At 34.6% G+C, this 12422-nt stretch carries 14 protein-coding genes; 5 read left to right on the top strand and 9 right to left on the bottom strand.

The window, feature by feature from the left end; translation table 11 throughout:
* Nucleotides 1-40: 40 nt before the first annotated feature.
* From B0A67_RS24335 to gcvT, 3 genes are all read right to left on the bottom strand, one after another.
* Nucleotides 41-754 carry a YebC/PmpR family DNA-binding transcriptional regulator gene (locus tag B0A67_RS24335; protein WP_029269334.1) on the bottom strand — a complete coding sequence of 238 codons (714 nt, stop codon included), beginning with the start codon at nucleotides 752-754 and terminating at the stop codon, nucleotides 41-43.
* Nucleotides 755-1091: 337 nt separating this feature from the next.
* Nucleotides 1092-3122 carry a S41 family peptidase gene (locus B0A67_RS24340; RefSeq protein ID WP_072964713.1) on the bottom strand — a complete coding sequence of 677 codons (2031 nt, stop codon included), beginning with the start codon at nucleotides 3120-3122 and terminating at the stop codon, nucleotides 1092-1094.
* A gap of 214 nt (nucleotides 3123-3336) precedes the next feature.
* Nucleotides 3337-4419, bottom strand: coding sequence for a glycine cleavage system aminomethyltransferase GcvT (gcvT, locus tag B0A67_RS24345; RefSeq protein ID WP_072964712.1), 1083 nt, complete (start codon nucleotides 4417-4419; stop codon nucleotides 3337-3339).
* A gap of 279 nt (nucleotides 4420-4698) precedes the next feature.
* Here gcvT and B0A67_RS24350 point away from each other — a divergent pair, with 279 nt between their 5' ends.
* The 3 genes from B0A67_RS24350 to B0A67_RS24365 all read left to right on the top strand — a co-directional run bounded on the left by B0A67_RS24350 (nucleotide 4699) and on the right by B0A67_RS24365 (nucleotide 7042).
* Nucleotides 4699-5547 (top strand): NAD(P)H-hydrate dehydratase, encoded by an 849-nt coding sequence (locus B0A67_RS24350; protein WP_072964718.1) that lies wholly within the window; start codon nucleotides 4699-4701, stop codon nucleotides 5545-5547.
* Nucleotides 5548-5886: 339 nt separating this feature from the next.
* Complete coding sequence (locus tag B0A67_RS24360) at nucleotides 5887-6669, top strand: HipA family kinase (RefSeq protein WP_072964710.1); 783 nt, start codon at nucleotides 5887-5889, stop codon at nucleotides 6667-6669.
* Nucleotides 6659-7042: a DUF3037 domain-containing protein gene (locus B0A67_RS24365; protein WP_072964709.1), complete on the top strand. Its 384-nt coding sequence runs from the start codon at nucleotides 6659-6661 to the stop codon at nucleotides 7040-7042. The genes B0A67_RS24360 and B0A67_RS24365 overlap by 11 nt, the downstream gene beginning before the upstream one ends.
* A 193-nt stretch (nucleotides 7043-7235) precedes the next feature.
* On the opposite strand, the gene B0A67_RS24370 is transcribed toward B0A67_RS24365, so the two are convergent.
* Complete coding sequence (locus B0A67_RS24370; protein ID WP_072964708.1) at nucleotides 7236-8354, bottom strand: pectate lyase family protein; 1119 nt, start codon at nucleotides 8352-8354, stop codon at nucleotides 7236-7238.
* A 217-nt stretch (nucleotides 8355-8571) separates the two neighbouring features.
* Here B0A67_RS24370 and B0A67_RS24375 point away from each other — a divergent pair, with 217 nt between their 5' ends.
* On the top strand, nucleotides 8572-9141 hold the full coding sequence (locus B0A67_RS24375) for a Crp/Fnr family transcriptional regulator (RefSeq protein ID WP_072964717.1): 570 nt from the start codon (nucleotides 8572-8574) through the stop codon (nucleotides 9139-9141).
* A gap of 208 nt (nucleotides 9142-9349) precedes the next feature.
* On the opposite strand, the gene B0A67_RS24380 is transcribed toward B0A67_RS24375, so the two are convergent.
* The 4 genes from B0A67_RS24380 to B0A67_RS24395 form a co-directional block, all read right to left on the bottom strand.
* Nucleotides 9350-9898 (bottom strand): HutD family protein, encoded by a 549-nt coding sequence (locus B0A67_RS24380; RefSeq protein WP_072964707.1) that lies wholly within the window; start codon nucleotides 9896-9898, stop codon nucleotides 9350-9352.
* 175 nt (nucleotides 9899-10073) lie between these two features.
* Entirely contained in the window at nucleotides 10074-10580 is a 507-nt protein-coding gene (locus B0A67_RS24385; RefSeq protein ID WP_072964706.1) for a GNAT family N-acetyltransferase, read from the bottom strand.
* Nucleotides 10581-10684: 104 nt separating this feature from the next.
* Entirely contained in the window at nucleotides 10685-10918 is a 234-nt protein-coding gene (locus B0A67_RS24390; RefSeq protein WP_072964705.1) for a hypothetical protein, read from the bottom strand.
* Nucleotides 10915-11430, bottom strand: a complete 516-nt coding sequence (locus tag B0A67_RS24395) for a hypothetical protein (protein ID WP_072964704.1) — start codon at nucleotides 11428-11430, stop codon at nucleotides 10915-10917. The genes B0A67_RS24390 and B0A67_RS24395 overlap by 4 nt, the downstream gene beginning before the upstream one ends.
* Before the next feature lie 136 nt (nucleotides 11431-11566).
* Between B0A67_RS24395 and B0A67_RS24400 the strand changes: the two genes are divergently transcribed.
* Nucleotides 11567-11956 (top strand): helix-turn-helix domain-containing protein, encoded by a 390-nt coding sequence (locus B0A67_RS24400; RefSeq protein ID WP_072964703.1) that lies wholly within the window; start codon nucleotides 11567-11569, stop codon nucleotides 11954-11956.
* A gap of 237 nt (nucleotides 11957-12193) precedes the next feature.
* Here B0A67_RS24400 and B0A67_RS24405 read toward each other — a convergent pair.
* Nucleotides 12194-12422 (bottom strand): STAS-like domain-containing protein (locus tag B0A67_RS24405; RefSeq protein ID WP_207557390.1); only part of this gene is annotated, 229 nt, incomplete at its 5' end.

Here is a 12422-nt window from a genome sequence, read left to right on the forward strand (position 1 = left end):
TTTTGAGACGGCTCCTTTTTGTATTGTAGAAAAAGATATATTATGCTTCCTGCATCGTATGATAAACGTTCATAACGTCATCATCTTCTTCAATTTTTTCGATTAGTTTTTCAACATCAGCGATTTGAGCTTCAGTAAGTTCTTTGGTGATTTGCGGGATACGCTCAAAACCGGAAGATAAAATCTCAAGACCTCTGTTTTCTAATTCTTTTTGCAAAGCTCCAAAGCTTCCAAAAGGAGCATAGATTAAGATTCCGTCTTCGTCTTCGAAAACTTCTTCAGCACCAAAATCAATTAGTTCCAGTTCTAATTCTTCAGGATCAAGATCGCCTTTTGCAATTCTGAAATTACAAGTATGGTCAAACATAAACTCAACAGAACCCTGAGTTCCCATTGTACCGTTGCATTTATTAAAGTAGCTGCGAATGTTGGCTACCGTTCTGTTATTGTTGTCAGATGCTGTTTCGATCAAAATAGCAATTCCGTGAGGAGCATATCCTTCAAACAAAATCTCTTTATAGTTGGCAGTATCTTTATTACTTGCATTTTTTATCGCGCGCTCCACATTGTCCTTAGGCATGTTAGCGGCTTTTGCATTTTGTATTACAGCTCTTAATCTAGAATTGGCATCTGGGTTAGGACCACCTTCTTTAACGGCCATAACGATGTCTTTACCAATTCGGGTAAATGTTTTAGCCATTGCTGACCAACGTTTCATTTTTCTTCCTTTTCTAAATTCGAACGCTCTTCCCATTACTAATTTTTTATTTTGAGATGCAAAAATACGGTTATTCCTTTTTTTAGCAAAATCAATTGTATTCTTTTTTAGAGTTGGTTAAGAGTTAGATGTTAAAAAGTTTCAGGTTTCAGGTTTCAGGTTTTGAAATAAGATAAGTTAGTCTGCATTTTACCCCAATCCCAATTGCTATCGAGAACAAATTACAGATTAAATAAGGTTTGTAAAAAAAAACACTCAACACACACATAAAGCTTTGCGAACTCTGCGTTTATCAGCACAATCTATTTATAAAGAAACTTTGCGCGCTTAGCGAATTTATTCTCATTTCAAAACCTGAAACAAAACAACAACCTTATTTCGCTGCATTAAACTCATTGATAACATTCACCGCTTCATTCAGGTAGGGATTCGTTTTAAGATGATCAATCTGGTACTGGTTTATCGTTTTGTCATTTGGATAAACGCTCAATAAATATTGATTTACAGTCGAATTATAAACATCCAGCGGATTGTTCTCATCATTAAAAGTATTGATTTCTGTCCAAAGTGAATTTACTGTTTTTTTCTGTTTAAAAATAGCATCCAGTGTCATCGGAATTTCTGCTTTTGGTTTATTGACCAGCTCATCAATCTTTTTGTTTATTGTATTTATGTTATTAAAAAAGTAATCATCCGCCAGTCTCGTTGTACTGTTTTTAGCCAGTTTATCGATCAGCGCCCTTTTTACATAAGGTCTGAATTTTAGCGATGTCTGTATGCTATCATTTTTAATAGCAGTCGGAAAATCACTTTCTTTTTGGTACACCCCTTCGTAAAATTCAGGAAGAACCACATCAGGTTTTACTCCTATATATTGGTGGCTTTTACCGGTAACTCTGTAAAACTTATTAATAGTAATTTTTAGAAAATCCGTATTTTTATTTTCGTCAAGCGAAAGAATAGTCTGCATTGTTGCTTTGCCAAGTGTATTGCTTCCCAGTAATAAAGCACGGTTATAATCCTGTAATATAGAAGCAAAAAACTCACTTGCAGAAGCCGTGTTGCTATTTACCAAAATTACAATTGGACCTTTATAAATCAAACCTTTATAAGGATCATTAATCACTGATTTAACCTGGTTATTATCTACGACAATCGAAAGTGGTCCGTAATCAATAAACATTCCGGCCAGTTTTATCGCCTCTTCCATAGATCCTCCGCCATTATCCGTCAAATCAATAACAAGACCTTTTATATTGTCTCTTTGCAGTTTTATTACTTCACGCGCAACGTCATCGGCACAGCCTTTTCGGCTGTTTCCGTCTAAATCAGCATAGAAACTCGGAATTTTGATATATCCAATTTTACTATCCTTGCCAATAATGAAACTGAAAACCGAATTATCTTCATCTTTCATTACTTGTTTTTCGATATAAACATCGAAATTTTTACCCGAATTTCGTTTTAGTGTCAGTGTGATACTTTTATTTGATTCGGATAAAATCATCGTCGAAATAGATTCCAGTGAGGCACAGGAAACCTGCAACGTTTCTTTTTGATTGGATATCGAAACAATCTGATCTCCTTTTTTAATTTGCCCCGTTTGATATGCGGGACCATTAGGATCAAGTTCAGCTATGATAATCTCATTTTTTTCATTCAGGTTCACCGTCATTCCCAAAGACAAATGTTCTTTTGATAATGATGCTACGAAACTGGTTTTAGAATCATCACTAAAATAGGCCGTATGCGGATCAAAATATGTGCAAAAATAATTATAAAGCTTTTCTTCCTGTTTGATATTCGTTTCCAAAAGAGTATTAATACGGCAGATCTCGTTGGATATAATTAAGTTTTTTGCCTTTAATTCTATCGATTTAAAATTGGTTTTAATAGAATCTAAATTATCGCTCGTTTCCGCTATTTCATCTAAAATCTGATAACGGATTTTTTTAGACCAAACCTTTTCAAGATCTTCTTTTTTAAGATAAAACGGAAATGATTTTTTATAAAATCGAATCGTATCTTTTTTAGTATAATCGATCGGTTCTTTTTGTATTTTTTCGAGAACAGCCTTGGTTCTCAAAAGGCCATTTTTATATTTTTGGGTAATATCATCTAAAAAGTTGCAATGATCACTAAGAATGAGATCGTCTAAATTCGTACGATATTTATCCGACATTTCGGTGTATTCGCTCTTGAAGAATATATTTCTGGAAGGATCTAATTCGTTCATCAGGTTATCGAAAACAAAAACGGATAAACTATCATCTACAGGTTTTGGCCTGATATGTTCAGCCTGAATAAGTGCATTTATTTTGTTTAGTATTTCACAGGTGTTGTTGCTGTTTTGACTAAATAACATGGTGGAGGTCAGTAAAAATGCAAGGTAAAGCTTTTTCATAAATCGAAAATCATCGTTTAGATTTAAAATTACGCTTATTTTTTGATTAAGAGTTACAATTTTTTAAAAAATCTTACATCAAAACAATTTGTTTTTAATATACAAAATCCGGTTTTTAGAATATAAACAAGCAAAAATGAATCCTTCAATCTGAGACAAAAAAAAATGCACTACAACTTAATGTAATGCATTTTGAATGTATTGAGTAAAAAAATTATTTCTTATAAAAAGGTAATTTTACCACTTTTGCAGGAACATCATTTTTTCTGATTCTGATAAAAACAGCAGTGTCAACAGCAGTGTTGTCTATTGTAACATATCCCAAACCAATTCCTTTATTCATAGAAGGAGACATCGTTCCGGAAGTTACCACACCAATTACAGCACCAGAAGCATCAACGATTTCATAATCATGTCTTGGTACAGCACGTTCCAGCATTTCAAAAGCCACTAATTTTTTAGTAACACCTTCTTCTTTTTGTTTCTTCAGGTTTTCAGAATTTGTAAATTCTTTAGTGAATTTTGTGATCCATCCTAAACCGGCTTCAAAAGGAGAAGTAGTATCATTAATATCATTTCCGTACAAACAGAAACCCATTTCTAAGCGTAAAGTATCACGCGCAGCAAGACCAATTGGTTTAATTCCAAAAGCTGCACCAGCTTCGAAAACTTTGTTCCAGATGGTTTCAGCATCAGCATTTTTACAGTAGATTTCGAACCCGCCAGAACCTGTATAACCGGTTGCAGAGATAATTACATCATTAAATCCTGCAAAATCAGCCACTTCAAAATGGTAATAAGGAATTGCAGATAAGTCTATCGAAGACAAAGACTGCATCGCTTCAACCGCTTTTGGTCCCTGAATCGCCAATAAAGAGTAGTCATCAGAAAGGTTCTTCATTTCAACACCTAAATCATTATGCGATGAAATCCAGTTCCAGTCTTTCTCAATATTCGAAGCATTTACAACCAGCAAATACTCTTCCTCTTTCATTTTATATACAATCAAATCATCAACGATTCCGCCGTCATTGTTGGGTAAACAAGAATATTGCGCTCTGCCAATGGTCAAAGTCGATGCATCGTTCGAAGTCACCTTCTGAATCAAAGCCAAAGCATTTGGACCAGTTAACAGAAATTCACCCATATGCGAAACGTCAAAAACGCCCACACTATTACGAACAGTTTCGTGTTCAGCGTTAATTCCTTCATAAGTAATAGGCATATTATAGCCTGCAAAAGGTAGCATTTTCGCTCCCAAACTCTCATGTATGTGCGTAAGCGCAGTATTTTTCATTGTGTTGTTTTATAAAATTGTGTCGCAAATTTATTCAAAAAATATCTAAAAAGGATAGTATAAATTATAAATTTCGCAATGATTAGGAGCTATTTCCTGCTATCCGCTATATCTTTTGTTTTCTAAAAGAAAAAAACAAAAGGATACCGCTGCAAACGAAGTTCACTGAACTCCATTAAAATAAAATATAGTGAAGTAATCAGGGCTGGAGATTTTGGGAAATATCAAACACTTTCTTCATCATTTTTTATGTAACTTTAATTCATGAATCAACTCAAAATGAAAGATCCCTATTTGATCACGAAAGAAGAAATTTTAAAATTCTATAAACCTGTAAACCCGCATACACATAAAGGGCTTCAGGGTCATGCCGTGATAATTGCCGGAAGTTATGGCAAAATAGGAGCAGCCGTTTTAGCATCAAAATCCTGTTTGAAATCGGGATGCGGACTCGTAACTACTTTTACGCCAAAATGCGGATATCAGATTCTTCAGATCTCAATTCCTGAGGTTATGGTAGTCACTGATGAAAATTCTAATTTTATTACCAATATTCATCTGCCGCTACTGCCACAAGCCATCGGAATTGGTCCGGGAATAGGGAAGGAGTTAGGGACTCAAAAAGCCTTATTCGAATTTTTAAGGATCAATAAAACACCTTTGGTTCTTGATGCCGACGCATTAAATATCCTGGCCGAAAATCAATCCTGGTTAGAATTAGTTCCTGAAGATACCATTCTGACACCTCATCCAAAAGAACTCGAACGTTTGATAGGCAAATGGAATTCAGAGTCTGAAAAGTTTCAAAAAGCAGTCGCTTTCTCTGAAAAATATAAAGTAATCATTGTCATGAAAGGCGCACCAACTTACATTATCAACCGAACACAAGTCTACGAAAACACCACAGGAAATGCCGCTTTGGCCACTGCAGGAAGCGGTGACACTTTAACCGGAATCATTACTAGTTTTCTGGCACAGGGTTATGAACCTAAATACGCCGTAAAACTAGGTGTTTATCTTCATGGCTTAACAGCCGATATTGCATTGCCGGCAACAGGTTATCAGTCTTTTATAGCCTCAGATATTATCGAGAATCTTGGAAAGGCGTTTTTGAGTTTAGATCATTAGAAAATGTGCCATTGAGATAATTAGATAATTTAGATTGCGTGCAGTTTGTCAGGCTGAGCGAAGTCCAAGCCCACGTTCCAATTGGTACGCCTTCAACTCCGCTCAGGATGACAAAAATGCGACAACAAAAATGCGACAACAAAAATGCGACAACAAAAATGTGACAACAAAAAAAGGCGTTAAAAAACTAAACCTTGCGTCTTTGCATGCATATTTCACTCCAACAATAAAAGAACTTAGCGAACTTTGCGGCTAAATAAGCAAAATCTAAGAAGTCTAAGAAAGTCTAAAAATCTAACAATCTAAATTAGTAAGTTTGTACTTCAGTAAATACTGCTTATGAAAAACAATTTCGATCTCAGAACGGTAAATGTTACCCGTTACATCACGCCTTTGCGCGAGGGAGGTTCTTTACCTGCTTTGGCAGAAGCCGATGACGATTTTAAATATGTCTTAAAATTCAGAGGAGCCGGTCATGGCGTAAAAGCTTTGATAGCCGAATTAGTTGGAGGACAAATAGCAAAGGCCTTAAAATTGCAACTACCGGAATTGGTTTTCGCCAATCTTGATGAAGCTTTTGGAAGAAACGAAGGCGACGAAGAGATTCAGGATTTACTGCAGGGAAGTCAGGGATTAAATTTGGCGTTACATTTTTTATCGGGTGCCATTACTTTTGATCCCGTTGTCACGACGGTTGACGCTAAACTGGCTTCGCAGATTGTTTGGCTAGACGCTTATATCACCAATGTAGATCGTACGTTTAGAAACACCAATATGTTGATCTGGCATAAAGAATTATGGCTGATTGATCACGGTGCCTGTCTGTACTTTCATCATTCCTGGAACAATTGGGAGCAGCATGCCAAAAGTCCGTTTGCGTTGATAAAAGACCACGTTTTACTGCCACAAGCCTCACTCTTAAAAGAAGTCGACGTAGAATATAAAGCACTTTTAACACCTGAAATTCTGGTAGATATTGTAAATACAATTCCAGAAGAGTGGCTGCAATGGGAGGATACAGACGAAACTCCTGAAGCTTTGCGAAATGTTTATTTACAATTTTTGCAAACCAGATTAAACAATTCCGAAATCTTTGTAAATCAGGCTCAAAATGCAAGATAGTCACTTATATGAGTATGCCGTAATTCGCGTAGTGCCAAGAGTAGAACGCGAGGAATTCCTGAATATCGGGATCATTTTATTTTGCAAGAGAGCTAAATTTATAAAAGTATTGTATCACTTAAATGATGCTAAAATTGGAGCACTTTCAGACGATTTCGATATCGAACAATTGCATTGCAATATAACAGCATTAGAAAAAATAGTAAAAGGAGGCAAAGATGGCGGCCCAATTGGCGCAATGGATATTCCGGAACGTTTCCGCTGGTTAACGGCGATTCGTAGTTCGGCCATTCAAACTTCAAGACCCCATACCGGATTGTCTCAGGATTTAGAAAAAACGATTCAGAGATTGTTTGAAGAATTGGTTCTTTAAAAGAGGTTCAAAGGTTCAAAGCAACAAAGGGACAAAGGTTTTCTTTAGAAACGCACAGCGGTCTGTCTAACACATTTTAAAAATCGGGCAAAGACGCCAAGTCGCAAAGAATATGAAACTTAGCGACTTTGCGTCTTTGCGCGATTAAAGAACTTAGCAAATCTTTGTGATAAAATTGCTGGTAAAAAATGAACTAGAACGATCCGCAAACATTACCGCCCAAAGTGGCACCAGCTCCGGCTCCGCCAGTAATATCAGCTTTAACAGCAGAAGCGGCAAGTGTTACAATAGAATACGGAGGTGTAAAAGCCGTATTACTTCCGGCAGTATTTCCTGTGGTACTTGTAAATACGTTTCCAACTGCGGTAACAGCTGTATAACCCGTCATCAAATCGATTGGAGTTTTGACACCTTCAAAAACATTATTTTCTACACGAATATCAGCTTCAAAACCGGCAGCAATACATTTGTTGCTTACCGTACTGTTGAAATAACTGTTGATGATGTGTACTTTTCCAAAACGAACTCTTGGCATTCTTTCTCTACAGCCTGGAGCCCACCAGCAACGGGCAAAAGTAATTCTCAATTTGCCGCGATCTGCGGTTGCACCATCGCTTGAACCAATTAAGTTGGAGTATCTGTGGTCATCAGAACCGCCGGAACCTCCTGCTTTAGGTGGTTTCAGATAATGAAATTTAGAATAAGTAACCGAGATATAATCAGACTTATTTTTGATGTCAAAGTTTCCGTCAACACCATCTCTGAATTCGCAGTGATCTACCCATACATTTTGGCAATCGTCTAAAATAGCATTGTCCCAACCGTCAGTGTCATAAGCACCCGGGCCTTCAAAAATTAAATTTCGGATGATTAAATTCGTGCATCTTTTAATGTTGATGATACCGGAACCATCTTTGGTTTGATCAGTCGAAACCAATTTTGCACCGCTGGCACCATAAATCGTTTTACCACTCTGATCCTGTAACGACAATCTTGTAGTAATGGTAATAGTACCGCTCACTTTTACAACTTTAACCGTGCTGTTTTCAATAGCCGATTTTAATTGAGCGTAAGTAGTAACAACTGTCTCTGCAGAAGTTCCTCCTCCGGTCGTTCCTCCGTTTTGCGAAGCCCATCCGGGAACCTGAGCGCAGTTTCCGACTTTTGCAGTAAAATTATCAGAACTTGGTGTCAACGTTTCGATAATAGCATTTTCATTGCTTTGGTCAGAAGCAATTTCATCAGAGTTGCAGCTTGCAAATCCTAATACAAGTGTTAAGGCTAACACTGTCCATGTTGATTTGAATTTCATAATAATTAAGTTTGGTTAAATAGTTAATACTGCAAATCTGCTTATAATTAGTATGAAAAAAGTTGAACTTGTTCAATGTTTTGAAAATAATTTACTGTTAATTATGCATTTAACATCTTTTGATTTACAAAAAAGTATATTTTTACGTAATCGATTACATTATTTTTCATTCATTCACCTACTTACGCCCCTGAGTAAGAATAAAAGTAAAAACCACATGTATAAAAACCTACGATTAAGCATTGAACAAAAAACGCCATTAACAGATGAAGAATGGAAATTAGTTGTTGAAAAAGTCAAGTTTATTAAACTCAAAAAAAATGAATTCCTGCAGATTCAGGATTCAAACAGTTCTTACGAAGGATTCATCTTAAAAGGCGCCTTCAAAACTTACATTCTAAATGATAACGGCACCGAAAGTGTTATTTTTTTCTCTTTCGAAAACGAATGGATGTGTGACCTGGGAAGTTTTTACCATCAAAAGCTTACGACTTATAATATCAAGGCGATAGAAGAAAGCGAGATTTTGGTTATTAGTAAAACAAACAAAGCGATTTTATTTGAGCAAGTACCCAAACTGATACAGTTTCATATTATTATGGTCGAAAAGGCAAACATTGCCATTCAGCAAAGACTGATTGATGTTCTAAACAAAACCTCCAAGCAAAGGTATCTGGAGTTTATCGAAAAGTATTCACACAAAGCAGCAAAAATCAATAACAGAAATTTATCGTCTTATTTGGGTGTTTCGCACGAGTTTTTATCGAAGATTAAGAGAAGTTTCTAAGGTGCTGAGATTCTATGGTTCTAGGGTTTTAGAAAAAAGAATCGCGCAAAGTCACAGAGTCGCAAAGAAAATACACTTTGCGTCTTCGCGTCTTTGCGCGATTAAAAAAACTTTGCTCCGATAGCTATCGGGATTGCGTAACCTTTGCGAATTTTTGTGGAAGAACTTGAAACTTGAAACCTGAAACAAATAAAACTAAATTGTCAAATTAAAAATCCAATATTCCGTAGAGGCATTCAGTAGAGAAATGAAGCATTATATTTTCTTTTTCTAGATTTTCGATCACTAATAAATCATGAGGATTTAGATCGTAAGGCTTCTCATTAATTTTAATAACGGTTGTGTCTAAAGAAAACAAAATTATTATTTGAGCATTACAATTCTGATTACCATTCGTTATTTCTAATTTGTGATGGCCTGTTTTTTCAGAAACCATCCAATTAAAATCAATACCTTTTGTATAAGAAGTCACTTCATCATCTGAATTAAATTCCAGGATTTCATATTTCTCATATATTTTTTTCTCTTTGTTTACCTCAATATCAAGTGAGTTATCAAGCATAACCAGGTATCGGTGATAACCCTGAAATTTGGTAAACGCTGAAGGAACTTTCTCTATTGTAGCACTGCTTATTCTGAATGCAAAATCCCGATCAGAATAGTTAGCTGTTTTCGGATATATCATATATTCATAGGTCGATCCACCACTCCAAATAGAGGCTTTGCTATCTTTTTTAGGCAAAAGGCGTATGTTCATTTTTTATTTTTAAAAAGGTTCAAAGTTGCAAAGTTACAAAGAGGCAAAGGTTTTTCTGTAGAGAAGCACAGCAGTGCGTCTCAAGTTAGAATTTAAAAATTTCGCAAAGACGCAAAGTCGCAAAGAAATATAAAAAAGAAACTTTGCGACTTAGCGACTTCGTGGCAAGAAAAACTTAAATCCTTTTCTCTAAATAAATAAATTCCAAAGGCTGATCAGAAATATTAATATGAATATCACTTGAAGGAAAAGGTTCTCTTTCGCCAGTATCTTCATAACCGTGACGTTTGTACCAGGCAATAAGTTCAGCACGAACCGAAACGACTGTCATACTAAGTGTAGACAATCCTAAAGTTGCAGCATGATTTTCAGCTTCAGCCAATAACTGTTTTCCGATGCCGCTATTTTGCAATTCAGGAGAAACGGTTAACATTCCCACATACAATTGATGCTCTTTCTCAACCAACAAAACCGACCCAATAATCTTGTCATTCTCAGTAAATTTTAGAAATGTATTTTTAGAATCTAAAATAATTGCTTTTAATTCTTCTTCGGTGGTTCTTTTTCCTTCTAATAAATGAGCTTCTGTCGTCCAGCCTTTTTTAGAAGTTTCGCCTCTGTATGCGGAGTTGATTAATAGGTTTAATGATGGAATATCTTGTAATGTTGCTTTTGTAATCATGGTAATATTATGCAGTTTTTAATATTTGAATAGCCTCCTGCTTTAGCTGGAGGAACAAAATTATGATATTTAGGATTGGCTTTAGCCGAAATTTTACAGTTTAATTATTTGCTTCTTTGGGATTCAAACCAAATTAATTGATTTTTAATTCTTTCAATAATATCTAAATCATGGTCATTGTGGATATCTCTCAAATTGTAATTAGGATTTCGAGGATCAGTAGTTTCCTGAAATTGATTAACATCTAAATTAAAAAGAGCTTGCCCAAATCTTAAACTTGGATTTTTTTCTAAATATTCTTCTAATAAATCAAGTATGATCCTATGTTCTTTTTTCATTTAAAATTATTTCTTTTATTTTCTAAATTCTCAAAAAATTGTATTGGGTCAGCAATAAATTTCATTGCATTTGAATTTTTCAAACTCTCCATACTATATTGCATTTCTGGTTTAAAAATTTCTCCTTTTAAATCAATCAAAACAAATTGATTTTTTTTACAGAGATTTAAAATTGATTGAAGAACATTTGTAATATTCGATGCTTTTCTTAAATCAATTCGAAATTGAAATTCTTTAATTTTAGTTTTATCATCAGTTAAACAAATACAAGCATCATTATCTTCATCGTTATTTCCATCGCCTTTCCAATTTATAAAAGTATCATTGCCCCAATTCGCCTTTGGAATGATTTGATCCAGTTCAGAAATAATTGAAGGAATGTCGCCATCAAAATTTTCCCAGAAAGAATCAGTATCTGGTAAAAAATCAGTTTCATTATTTTCAAAAATATTGTAATTTTTATCAATAGAATTTTTAGGAACAACGATTAAAAGATATTGCCAGATTGCCATTTTACGATAAGATTAATAATTGGTAATTACTCTCGAGCTAGCTAATATAAAAATTATGAAAATAGTATCTTACAAAAATAGCTTTGTTTTTTACCGAAATTTATTTTCGTTTAAGATTTTTAAATATCTTTGAATTATGAGTACAGCAATAAAACCAAAACATATCGGCAGAAATATAAGCCGTATCAGAGAGCTTAAAGATATGAAACAGGAAGCACTGGCACAGGCTATAGGAACAAATCAGCAGGCAATTTCGGCTATTGAAAATAGCGAAACTGTAGACGAACAAAAACTAATGGAGATCGCAAAAGCTCTGGGAGTTTCTGTTGAAGCAATTAAAAACTTTTCGGAAGAAGCGGTTTTTAATATTATTGGAAATACTTTTCAAGACCACGGTGCTATTACTACAGGTAATAACAATTGCACTTTTAATCCTTTAGATAAAGTAGTTGAACTTTACGAACGTTTGGTGCAAGCTGAAAAAGATAAAGTTGAATATTTAGAGAAATTATTGAACGGGAAATAACCGTTTTTAAAGATATATTAAATTGAAAAAGAGATCTATAATGATCTCTTTTTTTATGTTCAATTGCTAGCGGGGGTAGAGACTTTCATTAGTGTAAAACTTACACAACACATAGATATTTAACTTATAAATAACTCATTCAAAAAAAAGAAAACCCCACATTACATCAAATGGATCAGTGTAATTTGGGGCTTATATTTTAGAAAGATATATGTGAACTTTTCAATTGATTTTTTATTATTTTTTATCTTCTAGTGCACTTTGGATACCTAAACGTATAATTAATTTTAAATCATCACTTGCATTTTTTATTTCTATTTTTTCAAAAAATAAATTTGAGCCTAATTCGAGATATAATTTGCCGAAAATCTGTTTAGCATTGAAAGTAGCCATTGATTTGACATCTTTAAAATCTATTATACAATTATTATTTTCGCTTATTATTTTTTTTATTTCTGTATAGATA

Source organism: Flavobacterium aquidurense, from assembly GCF_002217195.1.
In the GTDB taxonomy this organism is placed as follows: Bacteria; Bacteroidota; Bacteroidia; order Flavobacteriales; family Flavobacteriaceae; genus Flavobacterium; species Flavobacterium frigidimaris.